Origin of the sequence: Xanthomonas sp. F10 (genome assembly GCF_014206815.1) — a bacterium.
Classification (GTDB): Bacteria; Pseudomonadota; Gammaproteobacteria; order Xanthomonadales; family Xanthomonadaceae; genus Xanthomonas_A; species Xanthomonas_A indica.
Genome location: NZ_JACHNP010000001.1, coordinates 1,704,043 through 1,724,336 on the forward strand (window position 1 = coordinate 1,704,043; position 20,294 = coordinate 1,724,336).

Annotated in this window: 19 protein-coding genes; 9 read left to right on the top strand and 10 right to left on the bottom strand. The window is 69.9% G+C overall.

All coding sequences use genetic code 11. The annotated features are described in order from the left end of the window. Window positions 1-125 precede the first annotated feature (125 nt). Both FHR56_RS07515 and FHR56_RS07520 read left to right on the top strand, forming a co-directional pair. Complete coding sequence (locus FHR56_RS07515; protein ID WP_160947321.1) at window positions 126-566, top strand: SufE family protein; 441 nt, start codon at window positions 126-128, stop codon at window positions 564-566. Beyond that, window positions 563-1,813: an MFS transporter gene (locus FHR56_RS07520; protein ID WP_160947320.1), complete on the top strand. Its 1,251-nt coding sequence runs from the start codon at window positions 563-565 to the stop codon at window positions 1,811-1,813. Before FHR56_RS07515 ends, FHR56_RS07520 begins: the two co-directional genes overlap by 4 nt. Before the next feature lie 131 nt (window positions 1,814-1,944). Here FHR56_RS07520 and FHR56_RS07525 read toward each other — a convergent pair whose 3' ends face one another. Next, window positions 1,945-3,024, bottom strand: coding sequence for an alpha/beta fold hydrolase (locus FHR56_RS07525; protein WP_345776732.1), 1,080 nt, complete (start codon window positions 3,022-3,024; stop codon window positions 1,945-1,947). 626 nt (window positions 3,025-3,650) lie between these two features. Between FHR56_RS07525 and FHR56_RS07530 the strand changes: the two genes are divergently transcribed. Then, window positions 3,651-4,046, top strand: a complete 396-nt coding sequence (locus FHR56_RS07530; RefSeq protein ID WP_160947318.1) for a hypothetical protein — start codon at window positions 3,651-3,653, stop codon at window positions 4,044-4,046. A 182-nt stretch (window positions 4,047-4,228) separates the two neighbouring features. Beyond that, window positions 4,229-4,903: a secreted signal peptide protein gene (locus FHR56_RS07535; RefSeq protein ID WP_160947317.1), complete on the top strand. Its 675-nt coding sequence runs from the start codon at window positions 4,229-4,231 to the stop codon at window positions 4,901-4,903. Window positions 4,904-5,165: 262 nt separating this feature from the next. On the opposite strand, the gene dksA is transcribed toward FHR56_RS07535, so the two are convergent. Then, window positions 5,166-6,296: an RNA polymerase-binding protein DksA gene (gene dksA / locus FHR56_RS07540; protein ID WP_160947316.1), complete on the bottom strand. Its 1,131-nt coding sequence runs from the start codon at window positions 6,294-6,296 to the stop codon at window positions 5,166-5,168. 114 nt (window positions 6,297-6,410) lie between these two features. Between dksA and yidD the strand changes: the two genes are divergently transcribed. Genes yidD through FHR56_RS07555 form a run of 3 tightly spaced genes read left to right on the top strand, consistent with a single transcriptional unit; the run spans window position 6,411 to window position 8,877 of the window. Further along, window positions 6,411-6,683 carry a membrane protein insertion efficiency factor YidD gene (yidD, locus tag FHR56_RS07545; RefSeq protein ID WP_184502456.1) on the top strand — a complete coding sequence of 91 codons (273 nt, stop codon included), beginning with the start codon at window positions 6,411-6,413 and terminating at the stop codon, window positions 6,681-6,683. Continuing rightward, window positions 6,683-8,017, top strand: coding sequence for a dihydroorotase (locus tag FHR56_RS07550; RefSeq protein WP_160947314.1), 1,335 nt, complete (start codon window positions 6,683-6,685; stop codon window positions 8,015-8,017). Before yidD ends, FHR56_RS07550 begins: the two co-directional genes overlap by 1 nt. After that, on the top strand, window positions 8,017-8,877 hold the full coding sequence (locus FHR56_RS07555; protein ID WP_160947313.1) for a M23 family metallopeptidase: 861 nt from the start codon (window positions 8,017-8,019) through the stop codon (window positions 8,875-8,877). Before FHR56_RS07550 ends, FHR56_RS07555 begins: the two co-directional genes overlap by 1 nt. Window positions 8,878-9,758: 881 nt before the next feature. On the opposite strand, the gene FHR56_RS07560 is transcribed toward FHR56_RS07555, so the two are convergent. Continuing rightward, a complete protein-coding gene (locus tag FHR56_RS07560; protein ID WP_237473240.1) occupies window positions 9,759-10,715 on the bottom strand; it encodes a hypothetical protein in 957 nt (318 codons plus the stop codon). Continuing rightward, window positions 10,712-12,394 carry a diguanylate cyclase gene (locus tag FHR56_RS07565; protein ID WP_160947312.1) on the bottom strand — a complete coding sequence of 561 codons (1,683 nt, stop codon included), beginning with the start codon at window positions 12,392-12,394 and terminating at the stop codon, window positions 10,712-10,714. Before FHR56_RS07565 ends, FHR56_RS07560 begins: the two co-directional genes overlap by 4 nt. Before the next feature lie 379 nt (window positions 12,395-12,773). On the opposite strand from FHR56_RS07565, the gene FHR56_RS07570 reads away from it, so the two are divergent. Continuing rightward, a complete protein-coding gene (locus FHR56_RS07570; protein WP_160947311.1) occupies window positions 12,774-13,955 on the top strand; it encodes a putative acyl-CoA thioester hydrolase in 1,182 nt (393 codons plus the stop codon). Window positions 13,956-13,983: 28 nt separating this feature from the next. Here the strand turns inward: FHR56_RS07570 and FHR56_RS07575 are convergent, their stop codons facing one another. The 6 genes from FHR56_RS07575 to efp all read right to left on the bottom strand — a co-directional run bounded on the left by FHR56_RS07575 (window position 13,984) and on the right by efp (window position 19,118). Beyond that, a complete protein-coding gene (locus FHR56_RS07575) occupies window positions 13,984-14,688 on the bottom strand; it encodes a squalene/phytoene synthase family protein (protein WP_160947310.1) in 705 nt (234 codons plus the stop codon). A gap of 193 nt (window positions 14,689-14,881) precedes the next feature. Beyond that, window positions 14,882-15,586 carry a phosphoglycolate phosphatase gene (locus FHR56_RS07580; RefSeq protein ID WP_160947309.1) on the bottom strand — a complete coding sequence of 235 codons (705 nt, stop codon included), beginning with the start codon at window positions 15,584-15,586 and terminating at the stop codon, window positions 14,882-14,884. Window positions 15,587-15,632: 46 nt separating this feature from the next. Then, entirely contained in the window at window positions 15,633-16,352 is a 720-nt protein-coding gene (gene ubiG, locus FHR56_RS07585) for a bifunctional 2-polyprenyl-6-hydroxyphenol methylase/3-demethylubiquinol 3-O-methyltransferase UbiG (protein ID WP_160947308.1), read from the bottom strand. A 53-nt stretch (window positions 16,353-16,405) separates the two neighbouring features. Further along, window positions 16,406-17,740, bottom strand: a complete 1,335-nt coding sequence (locus tag FHR56_RS07590; protein ID WP_160947307.1) for a TRZ/ATZ family hydrolase — start codon at window positions 17,738-17,740, stop codon at window positions 16,406-16,408. 25 nt (window positions 17,741-17,765) lie between these two features. Then, window positions 17,766-18,425, bottom strand: coding sequence for a TMEM175 family protein (locus tag FHR56_RS07595; RefSeq protein WP_160947306.1), 660 nt, complete (start codon window positions 18,423-18,425; stop codon window positions 17,766-17,768). Window positions 18,426-18,551: 126 nt separating this feature from the next. After that, window positions 18,552-19,118 carry an elongation factor P gene (efp, locus tag FHR56_RS07600; RefSeq protein ID WP_010343528.1) on the bottom strand — a complete coding sequence of 189 codons (567 nt, stop codon included), beginning with the start codon at window positions 19,116-19,118 and terminating at the stop codon, window positions 18,552-18,554. A gap of 99 nt (window positions 19,119-19,217) precedes the next feature. Between efp and epmB the strand changes: the two genes are divergently transcribed. Then, the gene (epmB, locus tag FHR56_RS07605) at window positions 19,218-20,255 is read left to right on the top strand and encodes an EF-P beta-lysylation protein EpmB (RefSeq protein WP_184502457.1); all 1,038 of its coding nucleotides are present in this window, start codon (window positions 19,218-19,220) and stop codon (window positions 20,253-20,255) included. The last annotated feature ends 39 nt before the right edge of the window (window positions 20,256-20,294 follow it).

Here is a 20,294-nt window from a genome sequence, read left to right on the forward strand (position 1 = left end):
GGCGCCGGATGAGGGTACGGCGCGAAGCAACTCGCATGGACAGTTCGCGAGGCGACGCTCGGACCCTCACCCCAACCCCTCTCCCGGGGGAGAGGGGCTTTACATCGCTTAATTCTGGATTACTGATGACCGACACCGACTTTCCGCTCGAACCCACGCCTGCCGACGCCCAGGCCGCCATCGCCGAGGAATTCGGCTTCTTCGGCGACTGGTCCGAGCGTTACCAGTACCTGATCGACCTGGGCCGCAAGCTGCCCGTTTTCCCCGAACACTGGAAGACCGAGGAGCATCGCCTGCACGGCTGCCAGTCGATGGTGTGGATCGTGCCGGAGGGCAATGCCGAGCGCCTGGTGTTCCATGCGATCAGCGACTCGGCGATCGTCTCCGGGTTGATCTACCTGGCGCTGCGGGTCTATTCCGGGCGCAGCGCCGCGGACATCCTCGCCACCGCGCCGGACTTCGTCGCCGCCATCGGCCTGGGCAAGCACCTGTCGCCGACCCGCAGCAACGGCCTGGCCGCGCTGCTGGCCTTCATCCAGGACACTGCGCGCGCCCAGCAGGCATGAGCGCGCCGCTGCCTACCCCACCGCAGACCTTGCGCACGCTGCTGGCGCACCCCGGCTTCGCCCTGGTGCTGGCCTACCGCATCCTGGCGATGCTGTCCTACCAGATCGTCGCGGTCACGGTCGGCTGGCACATCTACGAAATCACCCGCGATCCGTTCTCGCTGGGCCTGATCGGGCTGGCCGAGATCCTGCCGTTCTTCTGCATCGCCCCGTTCGCCGGCTACCTGGTCGACCACCTGCCGCGGCGCTACCTGGGCATGCTCGCCAGCGTCGGCCTGATCGCCACCGCCGCGGTGCTGCTGGCGGTCAGCCGCGGCTGGCTGCCCGCGCACGGCGTGTGGCCGATCTACGCGGCGATCGCGCTGACCGGCGCCGCACGCGCGTTCCTGTCGCCGGTGTACAACGCGCTGTTCGCCCGCGTCCTGCCCCGCGAAGCCTTTGCGCGCGGCGCCAGCGTCGGCAGCGTCGCGTTCCAGGCCGGCATGGTGATCGGCCCGGCGCTGGGCGGACTGCTGGTCGGCTGGGGCGGCAAGAGCCTTGCCTACGGCACCGCCATCGGCGCCTCGTCCGCGGCGCTGCTGGCGCTGTGGCTGCTGCGCGTCGCCGAGCCGGTCCACGAAGGCCCGCGCGCGCCGATCTTCCGCAGCATCGCCGAAGGTGCGCAATTCGTGTTCTCCAACCAGATCATGCTCGGCGCGATGGCCCTGGACATGTTCTCGGTGCTGCTGGGCGGCGCGGTGTCGATGCTGCCGGCCTTCATCCACGACATCCTGCACTACGGTCCGGAAGGCCTGGGCATCCTGCGCGGCGCGCCGGCACTGGGTTCGATCCTGGTCGGTGTGTGGCTAGCCCGGCACCCGTTGCAGCGCAACGCCGGACGCGTGCTGCTGCTGGCGGTGGCCGGCTTCGGCCTGTGCACCATCGCGTTCGGACTGTCTCGGCACTTCTGGCTGTCGGCGGCGATCCTGCTCGCCTACGGCATGTGCGACGGCGTCTCGGTGATCGTGCGCCAGACCATCCTGCAACTGGCCACGCCGGACGCGATGCGCGGCCGCGTGTCCTCGATCAACGGCATCTTCATCGGCTCGTCGAACGAACTGGGCGCGTTCTACGACGGCGTGATGGCGCGACTGATCGGCCTGGTACCGGCGGTGGTGCTCGGCGGCTGCGTGACGCTAGGCGTGGTCGGCGTTACCAGTTGGAAAGCGCCCAAGCTGCGCAATCTGGATCTGCGCGACCTGCAGTAGGCGCGGCGGAGGGCTCGCCTGCGTCGTCCCCCGGCGGGCGCGACGACGACTCGACCTCGCCGCACCTCACGCGCAGCGCCATCGGCCTGCGCGCCATCCAATGCACGTCGGCTCCGCCGCAACGGCTGCGCTCAGTGCGCAGCCGCCACCGCATGCGCCTGCGCCTCGTCGTCGGCCCAGGCATGCGCGCAATCCGGCACGCCGGCCGGCTGGGTCAGGCCACCCTGCCCCGCCAGGAACCGGCAGGTGGCGGCGAACACCGCCGGCACCGCCCGCGAACGGATCGGCGAGGCCAGCACGTGATTGTCGGCACCCGGGAAATCCACCGCCTGGCGCAAGGCCGGCGGCGTGCCCAGCTGCTTGAACATCGCCTGCAGCGCCGCCACCGACACCGTGCGGTCCTGATGCTGCGGATCGCGGTAGTAGTAGCCGAGGAACACCGGCACATGAATCCGTGCATACGTCGCCGGCTGCATGCCGCCACGGGTCAGCGCCGCCAGCGCGCGATAGCCGTCCAGATGCGTGGCGTCGGCCCAATAGGCGCTGTCGACCGGATAGCGCAGGATCGGGTCGCCGCCGTTGTGCGTCCACGCCAGCACCTGCGCGCCCCACGGCCACAGCATCGGCTGCAGCTGATCGCCGTACTCGCGCACCAGCGGCGACCACAGCACCAGCGCCTGCACCTGGCGTGGATTCGCCGCCACCGCCTGCACCGCCAGCGCGCCGCCCATCGAATTGCCGATCACCACCACCCGATCGCCGAGCACCCGCGCCACCGCTAGCGCCTCGGCCGCGCCGGCGAGCAGGCGCCCGGCATCGACGCCGCGCAGCGCGTCGGCCGCGACCAGCCCATGCCCAGGCAGGCGCGGCAGATACAGATTGCAGCCGAAGCTGCGCGCCAGCCGCACGTGCGTGGGCGCGCCCTCGCCCTGGCTGGCGGTGAAGCCATGCAGATAGACCATGGCGCACGCGCGGCGCCCCGGATGCGCCGGATCGGCCCAGACGATCCGCGCCTGGTTGTCCGGGCGCAACCCCGGCGTGGCGCGCTCGCGCGCATCGATCCACGCCTGCAACGCCAACGGATCCTGCGGCACCGCCGGCGCCGCCACCTGCGGCAGGGCCACGCTGACCCGTGGACCCAGCGCAATGACCGCGAGCAATAACAAGGCGATCAGGATCGGCAAGCGCCAGCGACGGCGGCGCGTGCGCACGGATGACTCGGCCAGATCAGCATTGCGGTTCAAACGCGACGCTCCGCTATCGATGCAGCGCCGGACACATGATTGAAACAATTTTCACGCAATGACATGGATTTTCAGAATCGATATGGCGATATCCAACGCAACATGATGCGACATCGCCATGACAGGCGCATTTAAAGCAGTCGAAAGCCATCGCAGACACCGCATCTAGAACAATGATCAGCAGAATTCCAGGTGAATTCGCTATTGCTTGGCACCACTACCAGAGCGCACCTGTAGACAGGATAGAGCTTCAACAAACCCGGAAAGGGAAGCGAAAGAAGCTACGGAAACCATCCATCAAGATTAAGTTTCACCTTGATCTTCGAAACGCATGCGCCGAACCCGCGACTCACACATGAAAATGCATGGATTCCGCCGTATGGCACGTTCGCTTTTCCATGACGAGCGATGGACGATGGACGCGCAAGCCAGGCCTGCCTGCGAAGGCCCGATCGGCAACTCCACTCTCGACCCAGTCACGGACGTGCGTCGTCCTACGTATCGCCCCCCGCACATTGTGGCGTGGCTGCAAGCCCTCTCCCCCGCGCCGGCGCCACCAACCCGGCAGACAACCGCCTATTGGAGCTTTGCACATGAACATCGTCGGGCTACCGCGCATAGGCATGACCTTGGCATTCGCCATTGCCGTGCCAGGATCTTTGCAGGCGAAGCAAGCCTCTTCCCACACAGATGGAGAGCAAGCGATCGCGTATGTACTGAAGAACGACGTCGCCCTTTCCAGGCTATTCGAAAGCTGCCCGGCATTGAAATTCGCCCGCACCGGCGCCGACGGCAACAAGACCTTCCTGATCGAAGGTAACTGCGACATCAAGAACAACCCGGAGGAAGATGCGGACTGCCCCGCTTATTACGTCCATGCGATCGGGATGATCGACACACCGTCGCATTGGACGATCCGCCGCCTGGAACTGACATTGGCGTGCTCCAGCGAGCCAGCGAGGGGGACAGCAGGAACGCAGCGGATGTAATCGCCGCCTGGGCGCTTACGCGGCAGGTGCATGACGCGGTGGCAGATCGTGCGCTACGGGGTACGCCCCGCCGTTCATCACCGCCTACGGGCACCGGAAGGCTGGCACGGCATTAATTCACCCTGTGGCGAGGCCGGGGTTCCCCAGCCTCGCCACGCACGACTCGTCAATGGAGATGTCTCATGGCACCCCGATTTCTTTCGCTGTTCGGCCTGCTCGTGCTCGGCATGGTCTTCCCGCAGGCTCATGCCGCCGGCAGCGATGCGGCGGCCTGCACGCACGCGCTGCACCAGGCCTTTGCGAGTTCCAGCAGCGCCGCCACGCTGCCCAGCTCATGCACGCGTCTCGGCCCGGTCGCGCTCGGCATGCGCAAGCAACAGCTCCTGGCCGCGCTGGGCCAGCCGGACATCAGCCGCAGCGATGCGGCGCATCCGGACACGCTCAGCGTGGTGTATCTGTATCCGCGCGGGTTCAATGCGCAACTGGCGCAGCAACCGCAGCCGGCGACCGCTCTCCGCTACAGCCAGTTGGCGGTGCGCTTTCGCAACGACCGGATCACCAACCTGATCGCCTCCGCCAGTCCAGACGCCCCGTTACCGTTCGATCTGCTCGGCCAGCCGGCCGGCACGCACATCGACCGGGTATTGCAGGCCATCGGCGGGCAGCCGCAATGGAACGCCAGCCGCGACTATGTGCAGTTCGCCGCGATGCCGCTGGGCCTGGAGGTCGATCCGGAGACGTCGGCGATCATCGGGCTGGACCTCGCAGCCACCAAGCAGGACCTGGACAGTTTTGCCCTCCCCGGCTTGCAGATCAGCAAGGACGCGCAAAGCGGGTTGGTCAACGGCGTGCGCTAAAGGGCGCCGTCGCTCACGCCGCGATGTAGCCACCACGCGACGCGGCATTCACGCAGCGGCAGGTGGCTCGTCGCACAGGATCGGCCCACGGCCGAGCATCACGTCGATGCTGCGGGCCCGGTTTGCGGAGGCATCGCCTCCGCGGCATGCGGCATGCGGCCATAGCCGACAGGCGAACTGCCTGGACCGGCGATGAGGTGACCAAAACGCAAAGCCCCGCGCGAGCGGGGCCTTGCCTTGACACACTGAAGGCGAAGATCGCTCAGTCGCCCTGCTGCTTCTGCAGGTGCTCCCAACGCTCCTGCGCGTCGATGGTGCGCTCCGCGGTCAGGCGCGCCTCCAGGCGCTCCAGGCCGATCTCTTCGCCGGTGTCCACGCAGTAGCCGTAGTCGCCGGCGTCCAGGCGCTTGAGCGTGCTGTCGATCTTGCCGATCAGCTTGCGGTAGCGGTCGCGGGTCCGCAGTTCCAGCGAGTTCTCGGTCTCGCGGGTGGCGCGCTCGGCCTCGTCGCCGATGTCGCGGACTTCGTCACGCAGGTTCTCGATGGTCTGCTTGGATTCCTCGACCAGGTCGGCGCGCCAGGTGAGCAGGCGCTGGCGGAAGTACTCCTGCTGCAGCGGGCTCATGTACTCCTCGTCCGCCGCCGGCTTGTAGCCCTTGGGCAGGATCGGGCGGCCGGTGGCCTCGTCGGTCTTGTACTCGACCACCTTGTACTTGGCCGGCTTGGGCGGGGTGTTGGACTTGGCGGTCACGGCCACGGCGACCTTGCCGGTGGGCTTGGCGATCGGCGCCTTCGGGGTGGATTCGGACTTGGTGGGGGTCTTCGCGGAGGATTTCGAAACGGACACGGGATTCTTTTGTGGCGGGGTCGACGGCGCGGCGGACTTGGCGGCAACGGGCTTGGGGGCCGGTGCTGCGGCAGGCGCGGCGGGCTTGACCGGGACAGGCTTGGCCGCAGCCGGCTTGGGCGCCGACTTCGGTACGGAGGTGGTCACCGCGGGTGCGACGGGGGCGGTGGCCGGTTTGGATTTGGCGGGAGCGGCCGCGGCCTTGGCCACGGGCTTGGCCGCCGGCGTCTTCGCTGCCGGCTTGGCGGCGGGGGCAGGCTTGGCCGCGGCCTTGGCGGGCGCGACCGACTTGACGGGCGCCTTCTTGGCCGGGGCTTTCTTGGCGGGAGCGGACTTGGCCGGTGCAGCCGCGACCGGCTTGGCCGCCGGCTTCTTGGCCACGGCCTTGCTGGCCGATTTGGCCGGCGCGGACTTGGCCGCCGGCTTCGCGGGCACGGCTTTCTTCAGCGGTTTGCTGGCGGCGGACACCGGCGCTTTCTTGGCGACGGGCTTGGCGGGCTTCTTGGCGGCCTGGACGGCCTTCTTTGCAGGTTTTTTAGCAGCCACGAACGCTCTTCCTTGGTCTTCCCGGGGCCCGGGAAAGCGGGCCTTTATAGCCTACCCTACCCCCCGCGGCAACAACGCGGCGTATACGCCGAGCGACCCGCCTAGTCGAGCACAGTGGCATATCATGGCGGTGTGATCGCCCGCGCTCTCATCGCCTTGCTGCGCCTGTACCAGCGCTTCATCAGCACGCTGCTGGGGCCGCGCTGCCGTTTCGTGCCCAGTTGCTCGGCGTACGCGGTAACCGCCATCGCCCGTTTCGGCGCAGTGCGCGGCGGCTGGATGGCCGCCCGCCGCGTCGGCCGCTGCCACCCCTTCCATCCTGGCGGGTTCGACCCGGTGCCCGATCCCACGGCGCCGCCACCCTGCCGCTGCCAAGGAAAACACTGATGTCCGCTTCCACATTGATCGTCAACGCGCGCCTGGTCAACGAAGGCCGCGAAACCCAGGGCGACCTGCGCATCGCCGACGGCCGCATCGCCGCGATCGCCCCGCAGCTGGCCGCGCGCGACGGCGAGACCGTGGTCGACGCCGCCGGGCGCTGGCTGCTGCCCGGCATGATCGACGACCAGGTGCACTTCCGCGAACCCGGCCTGACCCACAAGGGCGACATCGCCACCGAATCGGCGGCGGCGGTGGCCGGCGGCCTGACCAGCTTCATGGACATGCCCAACACCAACCCGCCGACGCTCGACGCCGCCGCGCTGCAGGCCAAGTACGACGCCGCGCACGGCCGCGCCTGGGGCAACTACGGCTTCTACCTGGGCGCCAGCAACGACAACCTGGCCGCGATCCAGACCCTGGACCCGAAGACCGCGCCCGGCATCAAGGTGTTCATGGGCGCCTCCACCGGCAACATGCTGGTCGACAACCCGCAGACCCTGGACGCGATCTTCCGCGACGCGCCGACGCCGATCATCACCCACTGCGAAGACACCCCGACCATCGACGCGACCCTGGCCGCGTTCAAGGAAAAGTACGGCGATGCGCTGACCCCGGACATGCACCCGGACATCCGCTCGCGCGAGGCCTGCCTGAAGTCCTCGCAGCTGGCGGTGTCGCTGGCGAAGAAGCACGGCACCCGCCTGCACGTGCTGCACATCTCCACCGCCGACGAGCTGGCGCTGTTCACGCCCGGCCCGATCCAGGGCAAGCGCATCACCGCCGAGACCTGCATCCACTTCCTGCGCTTCGACCGCGCCGACTACGCCACCCTGGGCAACCTGATCAAGTGCAACCCGGCGATCAAGGACGCCAGCGACCGCGAGGCGCTGATCCGTGCGATCGCCGAGGACGTGATCGACGTGCTCGCCACCGACCACGCGCCGCACACCTGGGAAGAGAAGAGCAAGCCGTATGCGCAGGCGCCGTCCGGCCTGCCGCTGGTGCAGTACGCACTGGTCGCGGCGCTGGAACTGGTCCACGAGGGCCGGCTCAGCGTGGCCCAGGTGGTGCACAAGTTCGCGCACGCGCCGGCGCTGCTGTTCGACGTGCACGAGCGCGGCTTCCTGCGCGAGGGCTACCACGCCGACCTGGTGCTGATCGACGACACCACCTTCACCGTGCGCCGCGAGGACGTGCTGTCCAAGTGCGGCTGGTCGCCGTTCGAGGGCCGCAGCTTCCGCTCGAAGATCGCCGCGACCTGGGTCAATGGTGTGCTGGCCTGGGACGGGACCCGTCTGGTCGGCAGCCCTAACGGGCAGCGCCTGGCGTTCGACCGCTGATGCGCGGCGCCCTGGTGTCCGGCGCCGCACTGGCGCTGGTGCTGCTGACCGCACCGGTCGCCCCGGTGCTGCACGCGCAGACGCCGGCCGCGGCCGCTGCCGAGGCGCGCAGCGTATTCCCGCACAGCGCCTCGCAAGGCGCGCTGGTGATCGGCAAGGTGGCGCCGGGCAGCCGCGTGCAATACGCCGGCCGCACCCTGCGGGTCAGCGACTACGGCAGCGTGGTGTTCGGCATCGGCCGCGACGAGCGCGGCCCGCTGCGCATCGCCGTGCAGCGCCCGGACGGCGGCAGCGAAACCATCGAGATCGCGGTGACGCCGCGCGACTGGCCGCTGGAACAGGTCAACGGGGTGCCGCCGAAGACGGTGAACCCGCCGCCGGCGATCGCCGAGCGGATCAAGCGCGAACAGGCCCAGGTCACCGCCGCGCGCGACCGCGACGACCCGCGCACCGATTTCGCCGCGCCCTTCATCTGGCCGGTGCAGGGCCGCATCAGCGGCCGCTTCGGCAACGCCCGGGTCTACAACGGCCAGCCCGGCGCCGGCCATTCCGGCATGGACATCGCCGTGCCCACCGGCACCCCGGTCAAGGCCCCGGCCGCCGGCATCGTCACCTTCGCCGCCCCGGACCTGTACCTGACCGGCGGCACCGTGCTGCTGGATCACGGCTACGGCGTCAGCTCCAACTTCCTGCATCTGTCGCGGATCGACGTGAAGGTCGGCGACCGCATCGCCCAGGGCCAGGTCATCGGCGCAGTCGGCGCCACCGGGCGTGCGACCGGGCCGCATCTGCATTGGGGGATGAACTGGTTCGACGTGCGCATCGACCCATTGCTGGTGCTGGAGCGGACGAAGCAGTAGTCAAGCGCTGGTGGGTCAGGTGCGTGGCGCGCAGCGGCGCGTTCCTCATCCGGGTCACCGACACATTTGCCTGGCGCGGTTAGACGTACGCATCGATCCACTGCTGGTGCTGGAGCGGACGAAGCAGTAGTCAAGCGCTGGTGGATCAGGTGCGTGGCGCGCGGCGGCGCGTTCCTCATCCGGGTCACCGACACATTTGCCTGGCGCGGTTAGACGTGCGCATCGACCCGTTGCTGGTGCTGGAGCGGACGAAGCAGTAGTCAAGCGCTGGTGGGTCAGGTGCGTGGCGCGCGGCGGCGCGTTCCTCATCCGGGTCACCGACACATTTGCCTGGCGCGGTTAGACGTGCGCATCGATCCACTGCTGGTGCTGGAGCGGACGAAGCAGCAATAGAGCGCTGGTGCGCCACGTGCACAGGCGCGCGGCGGCGCGGTCATCAGATGAAATGGCGTACAGCAGCGCATGCATTTCGTAGGAGCGGCTTCAGCCGCGACGGGCATTCCCGGTAACGCCTGTCGCGGCGGAAGCCGCTCCTACAGATGTCCTGAAGTCGCTTCGACATTGCAACGCTGCGCGGCATCCACGTCGTGCAGCGGCTGGGACGTCGGATCTCGGTGCAGGAACGCAAGCGGCGGAGGCTAGGCGCGCCGGCGCTTGCTCGAATGGCGGCGCGCGACACGGGCGGTTTGGCGCGAAGCCGTACCCTCACCCCACCCCCTGTCCCGGAGGGAGAGGGGCTTGCTGCCGTTCCTTCTCCCGTCGGGACCACGGCCATCTTTCTGCCGTTCGGACCATGGCCCCTTTGTAGGGGAAGGTGCCCCGAACGGCGGATGAGGGGACGGGCGCAGCCTCATGCAATGCGCTGGCGCGCAGCCTTTCCGCTACGCAGGCGTGACCACCTCCAGCAGCCGCCCCAGCACCACGTGCGACGGGCTGTTGGCCAGGTCCAGCGGCATCACCAGCTTGGGATTGGGATGCGGCAAGGGCGTTCCCGGGGTCTCTTCGCCGGCTTCCCGCAGCAGCGTGCCGTTGTCGTCCACCTGGTCGGTGACCGGCGGCAGCGGCGGCAGGCCCAGCCCGGCACGGACCGCGTTGGCGCGGCTGAGCAGCTCGTCGTCGGCGACCGTGGTCAGCGCCGAGGCAGCCAGGCTGGCCGGGGCGCCCTCCACCGCTGCCAGGCGCTGCGCCACGTCGGCCAGGGCCTGCTGCCGATGCGGATGCAGCAGCTGCCACACTTCTTCCCACAGCGCCTTCCAGTCCAGCTGCGGGAACGGCATGTGGGTCGGCCCGCTCAGCACGATCTGCGGCGCCAGTCGGCCCGGCGGCGTCACGTCGCATTCGGCCAGCACGCGGTACACCACCTCGCTGCACACCATGTGCGACGGGTTGTCGCGCACCAGGTAATCCAGCGCCTCGCGCACCACGATCCGCGCCAACCAATGCTGCGGCCATTTGCCGCGAATGGCGACCAGCAGGCCGAGCGTGGCCAGGCTGTCCAGCGGGTACGGCACGCCCAGCAGCGACTGCGCCTTGGCCAGCACGCTGGCGCGGTCGGCGTCGTCCAGCGCCACGCCGGCATAGCTGAGCGGGCGGTAGGCATCGATGATCAGATAATCGGTGGTGTCGGTCAGCCGCTGCGACAGCGGATAGCGGCGCACGCCGCTGGCCGCCGCCTCGATCAGGTCGCCGTGATCGGCGACGATGGCGGCATGGCTGTAGATGCTGTCGCCGCACCAGGCGATCAGTTCGGACACCGGGCCGCAGCCCAGTTGCAGCAGGATGTCGCCGACCTGCAACTGATCGGGAGCGAACGCGGGCAAAGCGGGCTGTGCAGTCATGGCTGAGGCTCCTGGTGGGTGGCGCGGTGGGGGGTGGACACGCTGACGCGGTTGCGGCCGGCGGCCTTGCTGGCGTACAGCGCGGCATCGGCCCGCTGCAACAGCGTCGCGACGCTCTCGCCGCGCTGCCATTGCGCCACGCCGACGCTCAGCGTGCATGACAGCGCCTGGCCTTCGCGCGGCAACGGCTGCGCGGCCACGTGCTGGCGGATGTCCTCGGCCACGCGGCGCGCGGCCTCCAGGGTGGCGCCGGGCATCAGCAGCAGCATTTCGTCGCCGCCCTGGCGGCCGAGCGTGTCGGTGCTGCGCAGGCGCGCCCGCGCGCAGGCGGCGACCCAGCGCAGGCAGGCATCGCCGCTGGCGTGGCCATGGATGTCGTTGATGCGCTTGAAATGGTCGATGTCGATGTAGGCCAGCGCCAACGGCCGCTCGCTGCGCGCGGCCTCCTGCAGCGCGTCGGCCAGGCGCTGCTGCAGGGCGGCACGGGTAAGGATGCCGGTGAGCTCGTCCACCGTCGCCATGCGGCTGGCACGGTCGCGGTCGCGGCGCAGCTCCAGGATCTGCTCGGCCAGGCCGAAGGTCACCAGCAGGCAGGAGATCGCCAGGGCCAGGCTGATGCCGTGCGCCAGCACCGGCGCGGCCAGATCCAGGCGCAGCCAGCCGGTCAGCTCCAGACAGCGCAGCACGCATAGCATCCACAGCGGGGTCCACGAGGCCAGCAGCGGCCAGGCGTAGCGCTGCCCGCGCAAGGCCAGCAGCAGGCAACACGGCAGCAGCAGCGCCGCGCCGACGATCAGCCCGAGATTGCCGAGCAGGCTCAGCACTGCCGCGTCCGACAGCAGGCAGGCGATGGCGATGACCAGCAAATACAGCGCACACAGCCGCAGCACCCGGTCCAGCCGCGGCAGTTGCCGCTGCATCTCCAGTTGCCGACGCTGGAAGGTGATGATGAAGAAGCCGCCGAGCGCGGCGACGATGCGCATCGGCGTCGGCGAGGACGCGAACACGCTGGCCAGGCCGGGCACCGCGCGCGCCTCGCCGCCGAGGCCGAGCAGGTACAGCAGCACGCACATCACGTTGGCGGTGAAGTAGCCGTAGATCGACTCGCGCAGGCGCGCCCACAACGCGATCGCCAGGATCGCCAGCACCGCGGTCGAGCCGAGGATGAAGGCGCGCCAGCCGACGTAGTGCAGGTCCTCGCGCTGCACCTGCGCCAGCGGCACGATGCCCACCGGCATCGGCATCGCCGCCGGCGCATGCACCCGCAGCCAGATCGAGGCGCCGCGCGGCAGCCCCTGCGGCAAGTCGATCACCAGGGCGCGGGTGGAGTAGCGCAGGTCGGCGTCGGCGCCGTAGATCGCGCGCCGGATCGGCGCGGCGCGTCCCGGCACCCAGGCCTCGACCCGGGTCAGGTACGGCGACTGCAGCACCAGTTGCGGTTGGCCTTCGCTGCCAATCGCGCGGTCGGCGCGGATGCGCCACCAGGTGGGCTGCTTGCTGCGCTCGTACAGGGTCGCGCCATGGCCGGCATCGACAAACGCGGCATCGTGGCGCCCCGCCACCACCTCCTGCGCCGGCGGGTCGGCGGCCAGCCGTTGCAGCAACACTTCCTGCCCCAGCGCCGACCCGACCATCCCCAGGCACAGCAACAGGCAGCACCAACGGCACAGGCGCTTCAATCGACGGGTTCCAAGTGGGATGGGCGTCGAGCGTAGCGCAAGCCGCGACCACGTTCGTATCCAATTCACATCCCCATCACACGAGACGCCCGCACCGGCCTGCACGCGCAGATTCATGCCGCAGTGCCGCGGCGGGCCGGCGATCGACGGCCCGAAGGGGCAAGCAACTCCCCTGCTCTCCCGGCGATCTGCGCCGTCGCTCAACGGCGAACGTGATGGAGACGGCACAACCGGTCGCTGGCTGCGGCATCGGCCGGACGCGATAGACAAAGGCCCCTACCATCGCCGGTCCGCTGACGACGCCGACTGACGCGACCGGATGACACCGGTATCATTACGGGCGCCGCCGCGGGTCCTTATCCTTGAGCGGAGGCTTTCCATGACCGTATCGCGCTGGTTGCTGCTTTCCTCCACCCTCGTCCTGGCGGCGGGGGTCGTCACCGACGCCCCGGCGCTGACCGGGACCGCGTCGCGCCCGCAACTGACCAGCAGCGAGGCGGCCAACCAGACCGTCGCCCGCCACCTGGCCCAGGCCGGCCCGATCGGCGCGCTGGTCACCGACAACTGGGATCCGAGCGCCGGGGTCGCGCTGCTGCAGGCCGACTACGCGGTGGCGGCCGACGGCAGCACCCGCTACCGCACCGTGCAGGCCGCGGTGGACGCCGCGGTCGCCGCCGGCGGCAGCATGCGCCGCTACATCAGCGTGGCGCCGGGCACCTACACCGAACTGGTCTGCGTCCCCGCCGCGGCGCCGCCGCTCACCCTGTTCGGCCTCGGCGGCAGCCCGGCCAGCACCACGATCCGCTTCGGCAACGCCAACCCCACGCCCAAGCCCATCGGCAGCGCCACCCACCCCTGCGCCAGCAACGCCGCCAGCAGCACCGTCGGCACCTCCGACAGCGGCACCGTCACCGTACGCGCCGCGCAGTTCCAGGCGCGCAACCTGGCGATCGTCAACAGCTACGTCGAAGGCACCTACAGCGGCAGCAACCAGTCGGCGGTGGCGCTGGCGTTGCGCGGCGACAAGGCGGTGATTGAGAACGTGGTGCTGACCGGCAACCAGGACACCCTGCTGGTCAGCGCCGGCAGCGCCAACACGGTGATCCGCGCCTATTTCAAGGGCGGCACCATCGAGGGCGATACCGACTTCATCTTCGGCTCGGGCGTGGCGGTGTTCGCCGGCAGCACCATCCGCTACACCGCCGCGCGCCGTGGCGCCAACGATGGCGGCGTGATCTTCGCACCCAGCACCCGGCCGGGCAGCAGCTACGGCTTCCTCGCCGTCGGCAGCACCTTCGATGCGGTCGGCACACCAGGCAGCGGCACGGTGTGGCTGGGGCGGGCCTGGGACGAGAGCGTGGGCAGCCTGTCCAACTACGTCGGCGGCACCTCGCCCAACGGCAAGGTGGTGATCCGCGACTCGGCGCTGGGCGGCCACATCCGCAAGGACGCGCCGTGGAACGCCTCGACCATCGGCCGGCCGTACTGCAGCAGCGGCTGCAGCACCTCGGCCAATCGCTTCTACGAGTACGCCAACAGCGGCGCCGGCAGCGCGCCCTGAGGCAAGGGAGCAGCGCGGGTTGGCGGCCTCAGCCCAGCCCGGCCCACCAGGCGCGCCACAGCGTCGCCATCTGTCCCGCTGGCTTGGGCGCGGTGGCCGCCTGCTGCGCGGTGCGCGCACGCGCCAGCGCCGACAGGATGCGTCGCGGGCGCGGCCCGCGCACGCGGCGCGGCCACTGCTGCAGCAAGGCCTGCGCCCAGCGCTGGCGCTGCTGCGCTTCATCGCCGCCGCGCAGCGCCAGCGGCGCAGTGGCGGCGCCGCCCTCGGCCAGACGCTGCGCCAGCACCTGCAGCGCGACCGGCACCGCGACGCCCTCGGCCGGGGCCTCGAACAGCGCCCGCTCGACCGCAGCCACCGCCCGCGCGAACGGCTCCAGCCGCTCCAGCGCATGCGCCGTGTCGGCCGCGGCCGCGCGCGACTCCGGCAGGCTCGGCAAGGCCTCGGCCAGTTGTGTCCACGGCGCAGCGACCGGTTCCAGCACCCGGCCCAGCGGATGCCGCGAACGCTGCCCGGCCCAGCTGCGCAGTTCCTCGCCCCACCAGGCCAGCTTGGCGTCGGCCGGCAGCGGATCGCCGGCGATGTTGAGGATGTCGTCGAATTCCTGCAGCAGGGCGAACCAGGCCACGGTGCGGGCGCGCTGCGGCGCCGGCACGAAGGCCTCGGCCACGGCCCATTCCGGCCAGCGGCGGCGCCATTTGTCGAGGAAGGCATCCAGGGCGGACGAACTGCTCATGCGATCGGTGAATCCGGAGTCGGGCGCGCGCAACGACAGCGTCGCGCAACGGGAAAGTGAGCGCGTTGTCGCGCGGAACGCGCAGTTTACGTGCGTGGCCGGTGGATGCCGAGCGGTGGCGGCGTGCATGCGGCGACACAGCGATCGCGACATCAACGCGGCGGCGTCGCCAACGCGGCGACAGCGCCCGGCCTCAGGGAGCGGCTGCGCTCACCGGCCAGGCCGCAGCGTCGTACAACTCGGCCGGCGCGGCGACCATCGCATCGGCGCGCCAGGCCAGCGGGTCGTCCTCGTCCAGCCGGTAGCCCCACAGCACCGCGACCGAGGCCATGCCGGCTGCCCGCGCGGCAAGGATGTCGCGTTCGTCGTCGCCGACGTAGACCACCTCATGCGGCGCCACGCCCAAGCGCTGCGCCGCGACCTGCAGCGGCAACGGATGCGGCTTGCGCTCGGGCAGCGTGTCGCCGCCGATCAGCACCGCGCAGCGCTGCTCCCACTGCAGCTGCGGCAGAATCAACCGTGCCAGTGCCTCGGGCTTGTTGGTGACGATGCCCCATACGCTGCCCGCAGCCTCCAGCCGCTGCAGTAGCTCGGCGATGCCGTCGAACGGCTGCGAATGGCGGCCGATCAGCGCCTCGTAGTGGCGCAGGAACGCCGGAATCAACGCATCGCGCTCGGCCGCTGGCAGGTCCGGAAACGCGACCCCGAGCATCGCCCGCGAGCCCTTGGACACCACCGGCCGCAACTGCGCCAGGTCGAGCGCAGAGCGGCCATGCTCGGCCAGCACCGCATTGGCCGCGGCCAGCAGATCCGGCGCACTGTCCAGCAGCGTGCCATCCAGATCGAACAGCACCACCCGCGGGTAGCGCGTCCGGGTATCGCCCGCCGTGGACGTCACGCGCGCACGCACCCGCCGTTGCCAATCCCCAATCCCGACTCCCGAATCACGGCTTCCCCGCACATGCCAGGTAATTGACCTCGGTCCGCGAGGACAGCCGTGCGCGATTGCGCCACGGCTCGTAGGCCAGGCCGCTGACGTCGCGCAGTTGCAACTCGGCCTGGCGCAACCAGGCGGCCAGTTCCGCCGGCTTGATGAAATCCTGGTAGCGGTGGGTGCCGGTGGGCAGCAGCCGCGCCACGTACTCGGCACCGACGATGGCCAGGGCGAACGCGGCCGGGGTGCGGTTGAGGGTGGACAGGAACAGCTGTCCGCCCGGCTTGAGCAGGGTCGCGCAGGCGCGCACGATCGCCGCCGGATCGGGCACGTGCTCGAGCATCTCCATGCAGGTGATCGCATCGAAGCTGGCCGGCTGCGCCGCCGCCAGGTCCTCCACCGACTGCACGCGGTAATCGACCTCGACGCCGGATTCGAACTGGTGCAGGCGCGCGACCTTGATCAGTTCCGGCGACAGGTCGATGGCCGTGACCTGCGCGCCCTCCTTGGCCAGCGCCTCGCTGAGCAGGCCGCCGCCGCAGCCCACATCCAGCACCGTCGCACCGCGCAGCGGCAGACGCTCGGCGACGTAGCGCAGGCGCACCGGGTTGAGCGCGTGCAGCGGCTTCTGCGGGCCGTCGGCATCCCACCAGCGGGTGGCCAGGGCGCCGAACTTGTCCAGTTCGGCCTGATCGAAATTGGCGGAGGCGTTGGCGGCGGAAGCGGTCATGGCGGACTCTCGTTGGGGCCGCGCTCACGGCGCGGCACGGCGAACATAGGCGATCAGGCGTGGACGCTGCGGATACGTTCGCGCCACTGCCGGGCATTGGCGACCAGCGCGTCGACGTCCATGTCCACCAGCACGCGCTGGCTCAGCTTGGGCTGGCCGGCGATCCACACGTCGCTGACCTGCTGCCGGCCGGTGGCGTACACCAGCTGCGACAGCACGTTGTGCAGCGGCTGGGTCTCCAGCGCCGACAGGTCCACGCAGATCAGGTCGGCCTGCTTGCCCGGCTCGATCGAGCCGATCGTCTCGCCGAAGCCCAGCGCGCGCGCGCCGCCCAGGGTGGCCGCGCGCAGCGTGCTGGCCGCGTCCAGCGCGGTGGCGTCGTTGGCCACGGCCTTGGCCAGGATCGCCGCGGTGCGGTTCTCGCTGAACATGTCCAGATCGTTGTTGCTGGCGCAGCCGTCGGTGCCGATCGCCAGGTTCACGCCCGCACGCTGCAGCGCGCAGGCCGGGCAGAACCCGGAGGCGAGCTTGAGGTTGGATTCGGGGCAATGCACCACGCTGACCCCGCGCTCGGCGCACAGGTGGATCTCCGCATCGGTGAGCTGGGTCATGTGCACCGCGATCAGGCGGTCGTTGACCAGGCCCAGCCGGTCCAGCCGCGCCAGCGGGCGCTGCCCGTACTGCTTGAGCGAATCGGCGATTTCCTGCGCGGTCTCGTGGGTATGCAGGTGCACCGGCACCTCGAGCTGGTCGGACAGCATCCGTACCCGCTCGAAGTTGGCGTCGTTGACCGTGTACGGCGCATGCGGGGCGAAGGCGATGCCGACCAGCGGATCGTCGCGCCACTGGTCGTGCACCTCGCAGGCGCGGGCGAAGTATTCGTCGGAGGTCTTGGCCCAGGCGGTCGGGAAATCGATGATCACCGTGCCGACCCGCGCGCGGAAGCCGTGCTGCTTGTACACCGCGGCCTGCACGTCGGCGAAGAAGTAGTTCTCGTTGGCGCAGGTGGTGCCGCCGCGCAGCATCTCGGCGATGGCCAAGGCGGTGCCGTCGGCGACGAACTCCGGGCCGATCACCGCGGTCTCCACCGGCCAGATGTGCTGCTGCAGCCACACCATCAGCGGCAGGTCGTCGGCAATGCCGCGCAGCAGGGTCATCGGGTTGTGCGTGTGCGCGTTGACCAGGCCCGGCAGCAGCGCCGCGTCCGGGCGCGAGACGGTGCGTGCAGCGGCGAAGCGCGCGCGCGCCTCGGCGGTGGGCAGCACCGCCACGATCTCGCTGCCGCGCACCGCCACCGCGTGGTCTTCGAGCACCACCGCATGCGGTTCGATCGGGACTACGTAGCCGGCTTCGATCAGCAGGTCGCAGGATTCGGGAATGGAGGTCATCGCAGGGACTCTGGAAAAGGAAGGATCACGGTGCCGGTGCCGCCTGGGCCTGGCGGATGCGCCGCTGGTACACGCGCATCACCCCCCACTGCAGCAGGAAGATCGCCAGGAAGCCGACGCGGCCCAGCCAGGGCGCGACCATGCCCACGGGGATGCACAACGCAAACACCACCGGCGACACCGCCGCGCGCAGCTTCATCGCCTGCGCCTGCAGCGGCCCCAGCCGCTGCGCCAGGCCCTCCTTGCGCACCGCATAGGCATGCAGCCAGTACCCGGCCAGGCCGATCGCGGCCAGATGCGCGCAGTACACCGAGAAGGCCTCGTGGCTGCCGAAATAGTCCGAATACAGCGCGGTGGAGAACGGCAGCAGGCCAATCAGCAGCAGCTGCAGCACGTTGAGCCAGATCAGCCGGTCGTCGAACTGGCGGATGTGGCGGCACAGCTGCAGGTGCGACTTCCAGAACAGCGCGGTGACCAGGAAGCTGACCGCGAAGCCGATGAACAGCGGCAGCATCCGGTGCAGGGCGGAGAGGATGCCGCCGGCGGCCTCGACCTCGGCGTGTCCCGGCACCTTGATTTCCACCGCCAGCAAGGTGATGGCGATGGCGAAGACCGCATCGCTGAAGAACACGACCCGATCGTGCGGGTACTTGCTGTCGGCGCTGTCGGCGTGGCTGGTGGTCACGGGGTTTCCTTGGGAGCGAGGTGGTCCTTCACCGCCGCGCGGCACTCCGGCGCATGGCGCTGCCTCGCCGCCGCAGGCCAGCGCGTGCGCATGCCCGCGGCCGGCGGCGGCCGCGGGCACGCTGCCTTACTTGACGCGCGAGACGTATTCGCCCGAGCGCGTATCGACGCGGATCACTTCCTCCTGGCCGACGAACAGCGGCACGCGCACCACCGCGCCGGTCTCCAGGGTGGCCGGCTTGCCGCCGCCGCCGGAGGTATCGCCGCGCACGCCCGGGTCGGTCTCGACGATCTTCAGTTCGACGAAGTTCGGCGGGGTGACCTGGATCGGCGTACCGTTCCACAGCGTGACCACGCAATCCTCCTCGCCCTTGATCCACTTGGCGGCGTCGCCGACGCCGGCCTTGTCGGCCTGCACCTGCTCGAAGGTTTCCTGCTGCATGAAGTGCCAGTACTCGCCGTCGCTGTACAGGTACTGCATGTCGGTATCGACCACGTCGGCCGCTTCCACGCTGTCGGTCGCCTTCATGGTCATTTCGACCACGCGCCCGGACTTGATGAAGCGGTACTTGACGCGGGTGAACGCCTGGCCCTTGCCGGGCTTGACGTATTCGGTATCGGTGATGATCGCAGGCTCGCTGTTGACCAGGATCTTCATCCCGTTCTTGACGTCGTTCATGCCGTAGCTGGCCATCTGAAACTCCTCGGGTAAGGCAAACCCGCCGCGTTCGGCGGCCGGCCGGATAGAATGGAAGCTCCGCCGCAACGGCGGGCGCTCGTGTGATGACCGCCTATGATAACCGCAGCCCCCCGCCCGATGCAGCCGTCCCCGCCCCTGCCCGCCGCCGCGCCGCCGCGCTGGCAGCAGGCCTGGCGCGACGCCGTGCGCGATCCGTGCGAGCTGCTGGCCCTGCTGGACCTGGATCCGCAGGCGCTGGGCGTCTCCGAACAGGCTGCGACGCAGTTCTCGCTGCGCGTGCCGCGCAGTTTCGTCGCGCGCATGCGCCCGGGCGATCCGCACGACCCGCTGCTGCGCCAGGTGCTGCCGATCGACGACGAGCAGCGCCGGGTCGCCGGCTTCGCCCTGGATGCGGTCGGCGACACGGCGGCCAAGAAAGCCGACGGGGTGATCCACAAGTACCGTGGTCGCGCCCTGCTGGTGGCCACCGGCAGTTGCGCGGTGCACTGCCGCTACTGCTTCCGCCGGCACTTTCCCTATGCCGACGAGACCGCCGCACGCGATGGCTGGCGCACGGCGGTGGCGGCGATCGCCGCCGATCCCAGCATCGAGGAAGTGATCCTGTCCGGCGGCGATCCGCTGTCGCTGGCCACGCCGAAACTGGCCGAACTGACCGAGGCGCTGGCGACGTTGCCGCAGCTCAAGCGCCTGCGCATCCACAGCCGCCTGCCGGTGGTGCTGCCCGAACGCGTCGACGCACCCTTGCTGGCCTGGTTGCGCGCACTGCCGTGGCCGCTGGCGTTCGTGATCCACGCCAACCACGCCAACGAATTCGATGCCAGCGTCGATGCCGCGCTGGCGCGCCTGCGCGAGGCCGGCGCGCAGTTGCTCAACCAGGCGGTGCTGCTGCGCGGGGTCAACGACAGCGTGGAGGCACTGGCCGCGCTGAGCGAGCGCAGCTTCGCCGCCGGGGTGCTGCCCTACTACCTGCACCAGCTGGACCGGGTGCAGGGCGTGGCCCATTTCGAAGTGGACGACGCCACCGCGCTGGCGCTGCACCAGGCGCTGGCCGCGCGCCTATCCGGCTACCTGGTGCCGAAGCTGGTGCGCGAGATCGCCGGCGACACCGGCAAGCGCCCGCTGCTGCCCTGACCCGCGTGACGAAGGCTGCCGCCTGAGCGGCCGCCGCAG